General features: G+C 60.8%; 16 protein-coding genes. 4 read left to right on the top strand and 12 right to left on the bottom strand.

Annotation, left to right across the window (positions count from 1 at the left end; translation table 11 throughout):
• Positions 1-121 precede the first annotated feature (121 nt).
• Positions 122-523: a cupredoxin domain-containing protein gene (locus AC1U7K_RS15805; protein ID WP_480252516.1), complete on the top strand. Its 402-nt coding sequence runs from the start codon at positions 122-124 to the stop codon at positions 521-523.
• A 41-nt stretch (positions 524-564) separates the two neighbouring features.
• Positions 565-975 (top strand): response regulator, encoded by a 411-nt coding sequence (locus tag AC1U7K_RS15810; protein ID WP_480252517.1) that lies wholly within the window; start codon positions 565-567, stop codon positions 973-975.
• Between the two features lie 340 nt (positions 976-1,315).
• On the opposite strand, the gene AC1U7K_RS15815 is transcribed toward AC1U7K_RS15810, so the two are convergent.
• Positions 1,316-1,654 (bottom strand): GYD domain-containing protein, encoded by a 339-nt coding sequence (locus AC1U7K_RS15815; RefSeq protein ID WP_480252518.1) that lies wholly within the window; start codon positions 1,652-1,654, stop codon positions 1,316-1,318.
• Between the two features lie 224 nt (positions 1,655-1,878).
• Between AC1U7K_RS15815 and AC1U7K_RS15820 the strand changes: the two genes are divergently transcribed.
• A complete protein-coding gene (locus AC1U7K_RS15820; RefSeq protein ID WP_480252770.1) occupies positions 1,879-4,293 on the top strand; it encodes a PAS domain-containing sensor histidine kinase in 2,415 nt (804 codons plus the stop codon).
• Between the two features lie 338 nt (positions 4,294-4,631).
• Here the strand turns inward: AC1U7K_RS15820 and AC1U7K_RS15825 are convergent, their stop codons facing one another.
• The 4 genes from AC1U7K_RS15825 to AC1U7K_RS15840 all read right to left on the bottom strand — a co-directional run bounded on the left by AC1U7K_RS15825 (position 4,632) and on the right by AC1U7K_RS15840 (position 7,949).
• Positions 4,632-5,450, bottom strand: a complete 819-nt coding sequence (locus AC1U7K_RS15825) for a hypothetical protein (protein ID WP_480252520.1) — start codon at positions 5,448-5,450, stop codon at positions 4,632-4,634.
• 193 nt (positions 5,451-5,643) lie between these two features.
• The gene (locus AC1U7K_RS15830) at positions 5,644-6,102 is read right to left on the bottom strand and encodes a hypothetical protein (protein ID WP_480252522.1); all 459 of its coding nucleotides are present in this window, start codon (positions 6,100-6,102) and stop codon (positions 5,644-5,646) included.
• A 237-nt stretch (positions 6,103-6,339) separates the two neighbouring features.
• Complete coding sequence (locus AC1U7K_RS15835) at positions 6,340-7,251, bottom strand: Fpg/Nei family DNA glycosylase (RefSeq protein ID WP_480252524.1); 912 nt, start codon at positions 7,249-7,251, stop codon at positions 6,340-6,342.
• A 347-nt stretch (positions 7,252-7,598) separates the two neighbouring features.
• Positions 7,599-7,949 carry a cupin domain-containing protein gene (locus tag AC1U7K_RS15840; protein WP_480252525.1) on the bottom strand — a complete coding sequence of 117 codons (351 nt, stop codon included), beginning with the start codon at positions 7,947-7,949 and terminating at the stop codon, positions 7,599-7,601.
• Between the two features lie 425 nt (positions 7,950-8,374).
• On the opposite strand from AC1U7K_RS15840, the gene AC1U7K_RS15845 reads away from it, so the two are divergent.
• Positions 8,375-9,262: a PEP-CTERM sorting domain-containing protein gene (locus AC1U7K_RS15845; protein WP_480252527.1), complete on the top strand. Its 888-nt coding sequence runs from the start codon at positions 8,375-8,377 to the stop codon at positions 9,260-9,262.
• Between the two features lie 145 nt (positions 9,263-9,407).
• Here AC1U7K_RS15845 and AC1U7K_RS15850 read toward each other — a convergent pair whose 3' ends face one another.
• The 7 genes from AC1U7K_RS15850 to AC1U7K_RS15880 all read right to left on the bottom strand — a co-directional run bounded on the left by AC1U7K_RS15850 (position 9,408) and on the right by AC1U7K_RS15880 (position 13,494).
• Positions 9,408-9,941, bottom strand: coding sequence for a hypothetical protein (locus tag AC1U7K_RS15850; protein WP_480252528.1), 534 nt, complete (start codon positions 9,939-9,941; stop codon positions 9,408-9,410).
• 370 nt (positions 9,942-10,311) lie between these two features.
• Positions 10,312-10,584 (bottom strand): DUF3303 domain-containing protein, encoded by a 273-nt coding sequence (locus AC1U7K_RS15855; protein ID WP_480252530.1) that lies wholly within the window; start codon positions 10,582-10,584, stop codon positions 10,312-10,314.
• A gap of 100 nt (positions 10,585-10,684) precedes the next feature.
• Positions 10,685-11,014 carry a hypothetical protein gene (locus AC1U7K_RS15860; protein ID WP_480252531.1) on the bottom strand — a complete coding sequence of 110 codons (330 nt, stop codon included), beginning with the start codon at positions 11,012-11,014 and terminating at the stop codon, positions 10,685-10,687.
• A gap of 432 nt (positions 11,015-11,446) precedes the next feature.
• A complete protein-coding gene (locus AC1U7K_RS15865; protein ID WP_480252533.1) occupies positions 11,447-11,953 on the bottom strand; it encodes a hypothetical protein in 507 nt (168 codons plus the stop codon).
• A complete protein-coding gene (locus AC1U7K_RS15870; RefSeq protein WP_480252534.1) occupies positions 11,953-12,321 on the bottom strand; it encodes a hypothetical protein in 369 nt (122 codons plus the stop codon). Before AC1U7K_RS15870 ends, AC1U7K_RS15865 begins: the two co-directional genes overlap by 1 nt.
• Before the next feature lie 29 nt (positions 12,322-12,350).
• Complete coding sequence (locus tag AC1U7K_RS15875) at positions 12,351-12,551, bottom strand: hypothetical protein (RefSeq protein WP_480252536.1); 201 nt, start codon at positions 12,549-12,551, stop codon at positions 12,351-12,353.
• A gap of 232 nt (positions 12,552-12,783) precedes the next feature.
• Complete coding sequence (locus AC1U7K_RS15880) at positions 12,784-13,494, bottom strand: S16 family serine protease (protein WP_480252538.1); 711 nt, start codon at positions 13,492-13,494, stop codon at positions 12,784-12,786.
• Positions 13,495-13,709 lie beyond the last annotated feature (215 nt).

The raw sequence follows: 13,709 nt of genomic DNA on the forward strand, positions 1-13,709 counted from the left end.
TTCCATCGATTCTTTACAGCTTTTTTACGGGTTCCCGCGCATCGGTGCACGGCATCTTTATCCCTCGCGCGGTACGCTGCTCATGACGGGACGCAACATCCCTCGGCAAGGAGGTACGCCGATGATGTTTCCATTCGTCGTGCTCATGACGCTCGCGGCATTGACGTTGCCGTCGACCCTCTACGCCAGTGGTCCTTCTGCTTTGACGATCACGATGGACAGCGGCGGCCTGTATTACGATCCCGTGACCGCGGTCGCGACGGACGGAACGGCGATTACCTGGCGGAATGGCACCCCATCCCCACACAGCATCCGACATGACGGCTGCGGGAGACGAGACAGCGAGTGTTGGTTCGACTCCGGCATCGTCCGGCCGGACGCGGCCTTTAGCATTGCGGCCCCTCCTCCCGGACGATACCCGTATCACTGTGAGCTGCATCCGATCATGCGTGGCATCCTCATCGTTGGAGCCGCCGATCTGTCTCAGCGGGCCGCGTGTGGTGAGGGATGCGCCGGACAATGAGAAGTCGAATCCCGTGGTCGCGCGCCGGGACGAGGTGAAGAGTGGGAGGGGCGATACTGGTGGTCGACGACAATCCCGATACGATTCGCGTCCTCAGCGACCGATTGCGTGCGGCCGGATACCTGATCGTGACGGCCAATGACGGTTTGACGGCGGTGAGGCTCCTGACTGAAGCGTCCGCGTCCTCACCGATCTGTGGCGTGCTGTTGGATGTTCAGATGCCTGTCATGGATGGACTTGAGGCGTTGCGGTGGCTCCGGTCGAACCTTTCGTCGATCCCGGTCTTGATGATGTCCGCGGTTGAGAATGCGGCGATCGTTGGGGAAGCACGACGGCTTGGCGCGGCAGGATTTATCTCGAAATCCGAAGAGGGGGTGACATTCATCGCCCGGTGCGCTGAGGTTTTCGGCCCTCCCGGTAATGCTTTAGAAAGACGGATGACAGACGAATAGGCCGTCATCCTCTACGGAGGGAGCCGCAGGGGTGTTAACGTGCAGGTGATGCTTACGCGTGAATGTGCCTGGTGTAAGGCAGTGTTGGGATCGGTCCTCTGTGATGCGGAGGGCATTACGCACGGCATCTGTGCCGCATGCGAAGCGCGACTCATGCGCGATCTCGAGACCAGACGTCGTCGGGCTCGCGAAGCCGCGCTTGCCGTCTCCGTAACCTCCTAGTTCCCCCCTGACTCAAGTCCTCTTCTACTCAAGTCCTCTTCTAACTGTGCCGCCCGGTCCGATAACCCGCTTTTCGTGGCGATTTGTCTGCAAGGCACACGTAATACACGAACTTCCTTCAGCGACTCCCCCAACCGGCGCTTAGCGCGCCTTTTCCTTTCGCCCATGTTTCCTGAAGCAGCCCGCGCCAGTCATTGCGGCTCAAGACCGGCATGGTCGTGATCTTGATGTGGCCGAGCGATGAATTCAGCAACGCCGCCTTCATCGCCGTGCGATTGTCGGGAAATTCCAAAATGGCGACGACGTCGTATTCACCGAGACAGTAGTATGCGTCGATCAGCCGTCCACCCAAGGATTCGATATTCTGCTGCACGACGTCCGAACGCGAGACGCCTTGGTCCTTCATGGTCGTGACCCCCTGGGTGCTGAACTTGACGAGACTGACGTAGATCGGCATGGCATCCTCCTTCCTTCACGCATCTGCGACGCTCCATACCAGGTTGCCGACAATCGAGATGTAAGCGTCGGGCCATCTTCGTCGTAGGTCGAACGGGGCAAATGTCCACCATCTGGTATTACGATTAGGTGGTATAGCGAAATTGACTATCGCACGCAGGAGTAGGATAGTCGCCTACGCGAGGCTTCCTCTCGTGGCTTCCTGAAAATAGGCGCAAGATCTTGATGACAATTCCCGATCCGGCCGTCGCGTGGCTGCATCTCGCCTCCGAAGTTCTCATCGCGCTCGCGTACTTCGCTATCCCTCCGGCCCTGATTCTCCTGATCCGAAGACGACGTGATGTACCCGTCCCCAGCGTGTACGTGCTCTTTGCCGCCGTGCTATTCGTGTGCGGGCTTACCTTCGTCTTCGGCCCCGTGGCCCTGGCCTGGTCGCCGCTTCCAACCGTCCACGGCGCGCTGAAGGCCGCCACGGCGATCCTCTCGCTCGGGGCGGCCATTTTGTTGTGGCGGTCGCTTCCCGTGCTGATCCGCGTTCCAACACCCAAGGACTATGACGACGTGATGCGGTCGCTCCAAGCCGAAATTGAAGAACGCATCCGAGCCGAGCGAGCGTTGCGGGAGAGTGAGGAGCGTTTCCAAGCGTTCATGAACCATAGCCCGGCGGTGGCCTTCATCAAGAACGACAAAGGGGAGTTCGTCTATTGGAACGAACGGGCGCCGCTCACCGCGCAACTGCTCGCTGGACGCGACTGGCGGGGCAAAACGGCGTTTGACCTGTGGCCGGAATCTGCCTTTGTCGCGAAAGAATACGATCATCAGGTGCTCGAGCGATCGGCACCGATGGTGCACCATGAGTTGGTGCCGCTATCCGACGGCCGGACACGAGAATGGATCGTGTACAAATTTCCCTTTGCGGATCGCGACGGGCGGCGATTCATCGGCGGCATGGCGATCGACGACACGGCGAGATCGGAGGCCGAGCGCGCGCTCCGTGAGGCCCACGATGAACTCGAGCGACGGGTCAGGGAACGCACGATGGAGCTGGTCGCGGTCAATAGCGAACTGACGCGAAGCAAGGGGGAGTTGCAGTGGCAGGCGGCGTTGCTCGAGATGGCGCCGGATCCGATGTTCGCCTGGGAGTTGGGCAAAGGAATTCGCTATTGGAACCGGCGAGCCGAAGAATTATACAGCTTCTCCCGTGCCGCGGCGGAGGGCCGGTCCAGCCATGAATTGCTCAATACGGTATTCCCCGTGTCGCTGGACGCCGTTGAAGCCGCGCTCAAGACGCACGGCCACTGGAAAGGGGAATTGGTCCATACGACCGCCACAGGACAACGCATCATCGTGGACAGCGAGATGCGTGTGGTCTCAAATGGCCGGACGCTGGTGATCGAGGCCGACCGGGACATGACCGAGCGCAAACAGGCGGAAGAGGCGCTCCGGGAAAGCCAAGAACGCTATCGCGAGCGCGAGGAGCTGCTGCGGACGCTCGGAGACAATCTGCCCGACGGGGTGATCTACCAATACGTCTTGGAGCCGGGCGGGCGGCACTACTTCCCCTACGTGAGTGCCGGCATCACGAGGTCGACGGGCCTGAGCGCCGAGGCCCTGCGGCAGGATGCGACCCCGGCGTTCGCGCAAATCCTGCCCGAAGATCTCGAACCGCTCTGGCAGGCCAACCTGGCCTCGGCCGCCCAGCTCACACTGTTTGAAGCAGAGGCACGTCGCCGCCTTCCGTCGGGGGAACTGCGGTGGTTTTACTACCGCTCGCGTCCACGCCGTTTACCGAACGGCGGCACCATCTGGGACGGGCTGGAAGTCGATATTACCGACCGCAAGCAGGCCGAGCTGGCACTCCGGACGGCCCTTCTGCAACTTCAAGAAAAGCAAGACCAGCTCATTCAGGCCGGCAAGCTCGCGAGCCTGGGCGAACTCGCGACCGGCATTGCGCATGAAATCAACAACCCGTTGAACAACATTGCGCTCTACGTCGGCAATGCGTTGGACAAGCTTGCGTTGGCATCGTGCCCGCCGCAAGCCGTGATGCGGGAGCTTCAGGAAGCCTTGCAGCAAGTCGCGCGCGCGGCCGAAATCATTACCCATCTCCGCATGTTCGCCCGGAAGGCCGGCCATAAACGGGAGCGCGTAGTAATCTATGACGTCATCGCGTCGGTGCTGCGGTTCATGCGCGAGCCGCTGCGGCTGCTCGAAGTGCAGGTCGATATCGAGGAGACGGGTGACAGTCCTTCGATAGAGGGCAACCGGCTGCAACTCGAACAAGTCCTCGTGAACCTCATCACCAATGCGCGCGATGCGGTGAAAGATGCCCCGGTGAAACGCATCGTGGTCGCGACCCGACTGATCGACGAGACGGTCGAGATTCGGGTGGAGGACTCCGGGTGTGGCATTCCGGCCGATGTCCTTCCGCGCATCTTCGATCCTTTCTTCACGACAAAGGAAGTGGGGCACGGAACGGGTCTGGGACTGTCGATCAGCTATGGGATCATCAAGGAGCACGGCGGGAGCATCGCGGTAGCCAGTGAAGCGGGGCAGGGCACGGTGTTCACGATCCGGCTTCCGGTCCAGGTCGCAGAGCGCGGGCACGTCAGTCCCGATGCCTCAGCGGTCGCACTCTAGAACCTATGGACCGCTCGAACGCTTCGCACCGTGCGCCGCTCAGGTACGGCCAGCTCACCATCTCGCCGGCGCGCACAAGCGCGGCACTCTTTATTCATCGCGCCGTGCGCCTTGCGGCGTCCGAGCTTCGCTGAACGCCGCTTCGAACAATCAGCAGCGTCCTCGCCGCGCTTTCGCTGAGCGGTTCGCCAGCAAGACACGGCCGGCTCACCATCTCGCCGGCGTCTGCAAGCGTGACGCTCATTATTCTTCGCGTCGCGGACCTCTGATGGTGCTGGGCCGCTGTCCCTGTCCAGACTGCAGCAGAGTGATTTTGAGATAGGTTCTAGGATCGTAGCTTAGCGGCGTGTCGCGCGTGAAACGCGACGCCTCCTGATTGCCCCTCTGTTTCTCTTCGCCAGCAGCCCGAGCACGACCAGCCCTGCCGTTATCAATGCGGCGGTCCCGGGCTCGGGGGCCGCGAGCAGCAAGACCTCGCCATGAATCTTGAACGAATACCGGGGGAGGTCTGAGGGACCTGGAAAGTCCTCGAAATACGCTTGCACGGCATGATCACCGTGGATCATCCCTTGCCACAGATGGGTCGGATCCTTGCCGAGCAACGTGGAGAACGGCACTCGGGCCAAGTCATACCCCGTCAGATTGTCCGTGATATCGAGCCAGGCCCGATTTCTCGGCGCCCCGTTGAAGGGATCGTTCACGCTTTCAAAAAAGCCGCCGTTCGCGACGCGGAGCCAGAGCTGCCCATCGGTGGCACGTGACACGGCATCGGCTGCGGAAGCGTCGAAATTCTTCGCGGCTCCCGTACCCACATACAAGCGGAACTCCCCGGCTCCGAATTCGAGGTGATTGTTCGGCCCGCCGCCGATTACCTGAAACCGATACTGCGCGGTCAGTTCCGTCGCGCTAAATTGAGCGGAGAGATCGACGGTTCCCTCCGCATTCCGCACCGTCTGGAACTGAATCAACCCTTCAAAGACATCACCGATGCCGATCGTGTTGTTGTTGCCGGGAGCCGGCAGCCGGGTTTCATAGCCGGTGTACGAAAGCACGGCGATGTCGTTTGTTGGGAGTGTGAGGGGCGCCGAGATACAGAGCGAGGGTGGATCGACGAGAGTCACGAGGCTGACGATGAACGGGAGAGTGATCCTCCGCATGCAGCCTCCCTTCGCCGGTGAGGTCAAAGGAGCCTTCCTGGTCGGTGCCTCGTGTAGCTCAGATAACCAACAAAGGCTATAGGCGAATGGCCTACATATTTTTACTCCCGCTCGCCGGCATGCGGCCCGGAGCGGTGCCGGGCACCGCTCCGGGAAGTGCCGGTCGCATGAGAAGCGCGACCCCTCGCTCTACTCAGCCGGCGCCGGCATCGAACACATCATCTCGCCAATAGTCACACCCGCCAGGCAGGCAGCGCGGTCCGCCGTCGTATGGTGTGTTGATCGCGCCTTCCGGCACGCTGACCGGCATTTCGTGTAACGACTCGTTGTCGCGCGTAGTGAGCATTTGGAACAGATCATCGGCGGCCGTATCACTGATCCCATACTCTCGCGCCGTCAGCATTCGAATCAATTCCCCCTCGGCGCGCTGGACGACGGCCTCGTCGTTCGCGGCCATTCCTTTGCGGATCGTCGTCGTCTTGTCGAAATACGGCTGCCAATCGGCGTTCGCGTCACTCTGCTGGTAGAACACCATGGTGTTCGTGAACTGATCGATCCACCTGTCATCGGCCGACGCCAGGGTGATCGTGAAGAACGGGAAGACGAAGAGCACCAGCGGCAAGACTGTCATGGAGGCGCGATGGCGATTCATGGAGTCCTCCGGGCGAAAGGTTCCGCGCCCCGACATGAGGCGCGTCGATGGTTCAAGTCGTAGCAAACCAGACTAGATCAGACAGGACACGGGAACGATCCGCTGGGAGAGTGGTTTTCGATACGTCGGTCGGGTGACGACCGAGTACGTAGAGGTGTGGCGCAGACACGGGAAGGAGGCGGGGAGTGTGAAGTCGCAGCTCGGCCGGTCCCCTGCCGGGTATACATCCCGATGGGGTCAGATCATGCCACGTGCGGCTCGTCGCTTACTGAGTTCCTCCAAGGACCGCGGCCAGTCGTCTTTGAGAAGCCGGGACAGCGCGCGATCGGCAAGGAGCCGTCCGCCCGTTTGGCATGTCGGGCAGTAGTTCGCCTCGTTCTCCGCGTACACGATGCGTTGAACCGGTGACCCGCACACGGGGCAGGGCTTCCGGTAGCGGCCGTGCACCGCCATGCCCGGACGAAACGCCGTCACGTGCTCGGGAAATCCCTCCCCGGCATCCTGCCGCAGCCGACGAATCCATCCCGAAAGCACCCGCTTCGAAGAATCGAAGAGCCGAGCGATCTCGCTCTCGCCCAGCGTGCGGGTCAGAACGAGTGGAGAGAGACGAGCGTCATGGAGGATTTCATCCGAGTACGCGTTGCCGATGCCACTGAAGAGACGCGGATCGGTCAGGGCGCGTTTGAGTGTATGGTTCTCGCGTTGCAGTGCCGATCGGTACGCCTCGAGATTCACGGTGAGCGGGTCGATGCCGCCCGCGTCGAATTCTCGCAGCCCCTCGGCGCCGCGGACCAGATAAAGCGCCGCGCGCTTTTTGCTGCCGGCCTCGGTGATCAGGAGACTCCCATGTGAAAAATCGAGCGCGGCGAGTCCGGTGCGGGCGGGGATGGGTGCATGCGGCAACCGCCAATGAAGCCGGCCGGCGATCATCAGGTGCAGCACGAGATAGAACTCTTCGTCCAACTCGAAGACGAGGTGCTTGCCGATTCGGCGGACGTCGCGGACGGCTCTGTCTTGCGCGTCGGTGAGTGGAGGGACGGCTGTCCGCATGAGCGAAGGCCCGCCAATCCGAATACCGTCGAGCCGGCGACCAACGATGCGCCGTTGGAGCGCCTCGACATACACAATCAGATCAGGCAATTCCGGCATTACATTCACCTCATTGCACGACTAGGATTTCCCACAGTCATGTGGCGGCAGTGCTGGCCTGCCATGGCCCTGCTTGCGCGTCCTCGCGAGTGCCGCGGCGGCGCTGCTGGCAGGAGCAAATGCCTGGGATTGAGAACAAGCATCTGAATACCGTCAGCCCGGTGATGGTGAGACGGCACGACGTTTCGCGATGGGAAACCAAACCGAGGCGGACGGGAAGAAATACGGGCAGTAGCCTGTCAGGGCGGACAAAGGATCTGGAGGCTCACAGAACGTCCTTGTCCTTCAACTCGAGCAGGGCCCATGACTGGCGCTCGCCGTTGGCCCGTGCTGAAGACGGGGCGCATTCAGAGGCGGCACCGATCTTTCGACGGAATGCAGCAAATCATCTGGACGGCGACATTCGTGTCGGCCATGAAGCAATGTTGTTCATTCGGCGCGATGTACACTGAATCGCCCGGTTGAAAGGCCGTCTCTTTTCCTTCCGTCCGGACCCGCCCAGTCCCTGAAATGATATAGACCTCATGCTCCCATTCATGCCTGTGGTACGGCGTGCTCGCGCCGGCCTGCACGTCGAACACCCGCATCGCAAACGTTGGCGCCCCATCGCGAGCGGTGATCATTTCACGAATCTGGACACCGTCCGGAACTCCTTCATAGGCGGTCGGTGCCACATCGTTGTAAGACTTGATCAGCATGTACGCCTCTCCGCTCTCCGTTATACGGGCAGATGCTAACACCGGGCGCAGAGGCGTTCAAGCGGCGGCCGACACAGCGATCTTCAGATCAGGCGGCGCGAGGTCTTCAACGACAGTCGGAAAATTTTACAACCGAGACATGGAGAATGGAGAGTGACTACGGCTATGAGATATGGACGTTTTTGCGCTCCACCGCCTCGAATGAATACCGATCACGTGTAAAAAAGTTTGTCACTTCCCACCAGACCATGGCTTGTAAACACGCGCAGTGAACGAGGTCATCATCTTGCACGTTTTTTCGCTCGCGGCACCTTGTTTCATCGCCATGGCCTGTCTTGATCGCCGCCGTTCTCGCATGGGCCAGGCCAAGCCGCGCTGGCATCGTGTTTTCAAGGCTTTGACGAAATTTAATCATGGAGAGACCCATGATGATACGAACGCTATTAGCCGCCGTGGTATGTGTGAGCCTCATCGCCTGCCTCGCTCCGTCTGCTACAGCTGATGTGTTTACATTCAGCACGAACGATCCCGATGGCCGAATGGCGAGCGCGTCACGGCCCGAGAGCACGGGCAAGTTCGAAATCGAGTCGGCCGATGATTTTGTCCTGGCCTCCTCGACGGTGCTCAACCACGCGACGTTCACCGGTCTGTTGACCGGGGGCGCCGGGGTGTCCGACATCGGGCAAGTCATTGTCGAGATGTATCGCGTCTTTCCCAACGACTCGAACGTCGCGCGTACCAACGGCCCGCCGACGTTCAGTACATCGCAGGTGCCGACGCGGGTCAATTCTCCGTCCGATGTCGCAGTCGCGAGCCGTGACAGCGTTGCCGGAGAGTTGGCGTTTTCGGTGACGACGCTCAACAGGAGTTTCAGTGTCTTGAATACGATCCTGCCGGGCGGCATCCATCCGCTCCCGAATCAAACGACGGGCGGTAACGGTCCGGCCACAGGGATCGAAGTCATGTTCGACATCACGTTTACGGCACCGTTGACGCTGGCGGCGGACCACTATTTCTTTGTGCCGCAGGTGCAGGTGAACGGCGGTGAGTTCCTGTGGCTGTCGGCGCCGAGGCCGATCATCGCGCCGGGAACACCCTTTGCGCCGGACTTGCAGAGCTGGACGCGTGATGCCTTCTTGGATCCGGACTGGCTGCGAATCGGGACGGATATTGTCGGCGGCTCGCCGGCTCCGACGTTTAATGCCGCCTTTTCGCTGAGCGGTCAGACGATTCCGGAACCCACATCGCTGTGGCTCTTCGCTTCCGGCGTCGCGGCCCTCGCCGGATGGCGGCGGTACGGTACCGCTCGATAGAAAATGCCGGCGAGGGGCTCATGCCTGTCCGTCGCTTCACCCACTTTAGCCTCGCCTCGCGCAGCGCACCGACCGGCCGCAGGTCTGGTTGCCGACCAGCCTCCCTCTCAGCGGTCCGGTCCACCCTGAAGACGATGGCGATTACCTACCGCTGTTTCTCCAGCGCCTCCCGCAGCGCTCCAACGGTGGGATAATCGTCCGTTCGCACGGCGGCGTACTCTTGCCGTGATTGACCCGCCCGTGTACCGAGGAGAAAGATGTGCCAGCCTTGCAGCGGGAGGCGGTCATCGAACGTCGGTGCTTTCGCATCCCGGTGCCAGATGCCCGCAAACATCAACGTCTGAGTTTTCTTTTTCGCGTCCGCCGCGCGAAACGAGAAACGGAGCTCAAAGCCGATCTTCTGATCCGCCAACTCCTTGGCCTCGCCGGACAGTCGCCAGGGGGCGGAGAAGTAGCCTTTCGCGCCGGTTGTCCCGATTCGAATCGGCTCCTTACTCTCCTTCAGCGCAATTCGTTCGTGCCCTTTTACGGAGGATGGGCCGCCTGGATAGGCACGGGCCAAGAGCTGCTCGATGAGCTGCACTTGGAGGCCCGCCGCGTCGAGCACGTCGAGCTCTTTGCCGGTGGGCACCGGCCCGGCCACTGCCAGTGCCTGACCGCTGACAAGGAGGAGCGTCAACGTCTCCACTCCATCGTTTGTTTTCTCTTCCCGGCGCGATGGACAGCAGGAGGAGCAGCACTCGGATCATGGACCAAGACTCCTATGAGGAATGCGATGAGGACTTGCGGTATGTCTAGCACTACCGCATGACGGAGTGCCAGTCCCGCGCTGGCGTTTTTCATTGCATTCTTTGACAAGGATACGGGGCAGGCGCGCAACCGTGCGGCAAGCGACCGTCTGCTGTTGGACGATGTTCCGAAGCTCTCTTGATCACGACGACAAGCGCGTGCGCGGCAAACAGAAGTGTGCGGTGATGCGTGGCGCGTCGAACGACGCGGCACGTATCACCGCGGTCGGCTCAGAGATGAAGCGCCAACTGCCAGCGCTTCTAGCCCCTTCTCTGTAACACCTCGCTCAACTCGGCATCATCGACGACCGGCACAACATTGAGCGACAGAAGGTCACTCCATTGCAAGGCGAACTCGGTCAACGCCTTGGGGTCGTCAGTCTCGACGAGGTCGAAGCCTTCGCTGGTATCGGCACTCGTCCAACGTCCCACCAGCTTGACGCCCCTCGGCGGTTGTCCTCCGGTCTTGATGAATCGCGAAATCGCTTGGTCGCGCTTCTCAGGGAGTAACCTGAATGTGAGCATGAATTTCATCGTGTCTCCTTTCTATGGGATGGTGTCCGCCGCTGCTCTGTCCCTACTACGGCCCATCCACTGGGTTGGATGTATGGTGGCGGATGAAAGGCGAGGCGGCCTATTCGTGGCGGGTGTGATCCGAGGCCTTGATTGCTCGGTGGATGCCTCCCAGAAGCCAGCCGGCAAAGAGAGACGCCCATGTGAGCAGGGTCGCGATGATGCGATTGACGTCACCGATCAATGGATCCGTCCCCGTCGGGGAGTAGAGGTAACCGAGGAAGGTGAGAACCGTCACCCCGACGGCAAGAAAGAAGGCATGCTCCAAATGGCACAACAGAGATGCCAGGAAGATCGGGAGCGCGTAGAGTGCCGGGAGTGCCACCCCGAGCGGCGTGAGTACATCCAGCAGAAAGATCACGGCAATGCTCGCGACGAGTGATCGTTTCACGAGTCGTGCGCTTCGTGTGGGGTCGATCTCAGACAGGATTTGAGTCAGGCGCGCAGGGAACATGATCGTTCGGGATGACGGGTCAGCCCGGCGATGCGATCTCTGCGGTAGAGAGCATGGGGTAGTGCCGTACCTCGTAAACAATCGGCACGACCCCCTTCCCCTATCACAACTATCTGGGCCTGTATGCCCCTGAGGCCTGTATGCCCCTGAGATCACGACATCCCGTCACGCTTCGATCGACAGGGAGGCGCTTACACGAGACTGATGCGGGGAACCGGGGGAGTAGAACAGCCCGTGAGGAAAACCCGAACGACTCTTGTTCAGCGTGCCGAATACCGACGGTGCAAGCACGCCTCCGCGCGTTAGGTGTGCCCTTACCGTCGGCTCCACACGCGGTGCGCGTACGACCACGAGCACGCGGACGTGCGGCTAGAGGGACACGGTTTGGAAGAGCTTGTCGAAATCATCGACGGTGACATACTCGAGCGCCTCGGGATCCGGCTGCACGACGGCGAGAAACGGAGGGGCAAGTTCCAGCGCGGTCTCGATGAGTGCACATAACTCCGGCAAGCCGAGATGGGGCGCATCGCTGGCCCCCAAGTATTTCAATGTCAGTCCCCAGAATTGATCGGCGAAGCGCTGCCGATCGTGATCAGCCCGCGCCCAGGACCAGATGTCGTGGGCGTACCGAAGGAGCGCCCCTGACTCCTGCGAGGGCAGACTCGCGATCACGGTCTGGCATTCCCATTGACGCGGGTGGAAGCCGGTGAATCGCCACAATTGGATGGCACGCGACAACGCGTACAACGCGTCCCATAACTCCACGGACACATGGCGGTGTCCGGGGACACAGAGAAAGTCATCGAGATAACGATGAAGGTCACCATCGTCCGGAAGGACGGTCAGCGGAACCTGATGGTTGAGGACGGCAAGCATCAGACGACCGAGCCGAGGGCGCGGATGCCTCGGCTGACCTCTTCGATCATGGATGGCGTGATCGACGCGGTCATGAGGTGACGGCAATGCACGTCCTGATACGGGAGGCACTCCAAGCCTCGGATGGTCTCGGCCGGTCGTGTGTGCGGATGGTACAACACCAGCCACGCGAACCGGTCGGGCAACTGGGCCGCCAAGATAGGGAGGAGATCACCGGGGACATCCGCCAACAGCCGCAAGAGTTCAATCGTCGTCTCATCGCTGAGACGGCTGTTCACCTGACCCAGGCAGGAGAGTAACTCCTCCAACGGCTCTCGTTCCTTCACTTCGATCATTGCGGGATATTTGCGGCGCGGCAAGGACAACATTCTCGGCTCCCCTCCGGTGCAATCGATCGCTACGCTTGACCGCTCTGCCAATGAAGACGGGCGATCACATCAGCCGGCAACGGCGTGCCACACGAGCCTCGTTTGGATTTCAAGGACGCGCACGCCGACAGCAGCAGCGGGTGTCGCTCCGTGCCACGTGGGCTCCGCACCCACTGATTCTCAAAGTCCTCTGCGTCGACTGCTGACAGCATGAGCGTCCGATGTCGCATTCAACACCTCCTGAAGTCTAAATCGTGCGTGTCGGGCGGGCTGATCGATCGTGTGTCATACAACGGCGTGAGCAGTAAAGACGGATCAAATGATATGTAGGAATAAGAAGAAGCACAATATCGGCATTACCCCTACACGTTGCAGGCTAAGTCGCCAACGCTTTTACGACGCCGTGCGGTGATACAAGGTACGGTAGAGACGCGGGAATAATCCGAAGATTGGGTGGAACGGTTAGCGGGCGGCGGTGTCGGACAAGAGCGGAGTCGCATCTTCGCGCTCGGCCGCGACAGTGTGCGTGACGAACTCGAGCATCGGTTTGGTGAATTCGGCGTAGGCTTCAGCGATCGTTCGCAGGGGAGACACCTGGATAAGAAACGGCGCTCTCCAGTCCGTCTCATACGTGGCGGGATGATCGGGAACCAAGATGCGTGAATAGTGGGCGGCCGCGGCGGCCGCGATTTTTTCCGTGATGTGGCCCACGCCGCCAAGACGCCCGTCCGATTCAATCGTCCCCGTCACCGCGCAGTTCGCCGTCGGGACATGACCTTCCACGAGCGCGATCGTCGTGAGCGCCATAATGGCCGACAGACTATGACCGTAGATGATCGTATTGGGATCGATGGCGCGGAAGGTCGCCCGGACCCGGGTCAACGCCACCCCGAGATGTTCCGCCGTGCGATGAATGGCGGTGAGCACGGCGGTCTTGGCTTCTTCACTGAACCGCCCGGGTTGATCCGCGAAGGCGGCTTCGAACGACTGCACTGCCTCGGTTTTCTCGACGAGCACCGAGGCATAGGTCACAAGACCGCGCCCGTCCGGTCCGGTGCTGATGCCCAGGATCGGGATCACCGCTTCCAAGGTCTGTGCGAATGAGACAGGTGCGAACAGAAGAACGGTGACAAGGCACGGGAGGACGATGTAGAGTCGCTGCACCGAACGCACGAGCCACCTCCGAGCGAGATGCTCGTGTGTAACGGACACGACATCGCACGAGAAGTCGAGATGGAGTAGGGCCGCTGTCAGCCGCGCGCATGGCGGCTGACGTTGTTGCTCCGACTCGCTATGTCAGCGGGCCGGCACCTTGCCATTCTGAAAGACTACTACGGCGGAGATAATGTGACACGTGGAGCATTTGTTCCTCTGTTGTGGGAGACACA

The organism is Nitrospira sp. Vd2 (assembly GCF_979581665.1).

Excerpts from the sequence above, each read along its gene's own strand:
- AC1U7K_RS15805 (WP_480252516.1), top strand. The coding sequence starts at position 122 with ATGATGTTTCCATTCGTCGTGCTCATGACGCTCGCGGCATTGACGTTG.
- AC1U7K_RS15815 (WP_480252518.1), bottom strand. The coding sequence starts at position 1,654 with ATGCCGATCTACGTCAGTCTCGTCAAGTTCAGCACCCAGGGGGTCACG.
- AC1U7K_RS15820 (WP_480252770.1), top strand. The coding sequence starts at position 1,879 with ATGACAATTCCCGATCCGGCCGTCGCGTGGCTGCATCTCGCCTCCGAA.
- AC1U7K_RS15825 (WP_480252520.1), bottom strand. The coding sequence starts at position 5,450 with ATGCGGAGGATCACTCTCCCGTTCATCGTCAGCCTCGTGACTCTCGTC.
- AC1U7K_RS15830 (WP_480252522.1), bottom strand. The coding sequence starts at position 6,102 with ATGAATCGCCATCGCGCCTCCATGACAGTCTTGCCGCTGGTGCTCTTC.
- AC1U7K_RS15835 (WP_480252524.1), bottom strand. The coding sequence starts at position 7,251 with ATGCCGGAATTGCCTGATCTGATTGTGTATGTCGAGGCGCTCCAACGG.
- AC1U7K_RS15840 (WP_480252525.1), bottom strand. The coding sequence starts at position 7,949 with ATGCTGATCAAGTCTTACAACGATGTGGCACCGACCGCCTATGAAGGA.
- AC1U7K_RS15845 (WP_480252527.1), top strand. The coding sequence starts at position 8,375 with ATGATGATACGAACGCTATTAGCCGCCGTGGTATGTGTGAGCCTCATC.
- AC1U7K_RS15855 (WP_480252530.1), bottom strand. The coding sequence starts at position 10,584 with ATGAAATTCATGCTCACATTCAGGTTACTCCCTGAGAAGCGCGACCAA.
- AC1U7K_RS15865 (WP_480252533.1), bottom strand. The coding sequence starts at position 11,953 with ATGCTTGCCGTCCTCAACCATCAGGTTCCGCTGACCGTCCTTCCGGAC.
- AC1U7K_RS15870 (WP_480252534.1), bottom strand. The coding sequence starts at position 12,321 with ATGTTGTCCTTGCCGCGCCGCAAATATCCCGCAATGATCGAAGTGAAG.
- AC1U7K_RS15875 (WP_480252536.1), bottom strand. The coding sequence starts at position 12,551 with ATGCGACATCGGACGCTCATGCTGTCAGCAGTCGACGCAGAGGACTTT.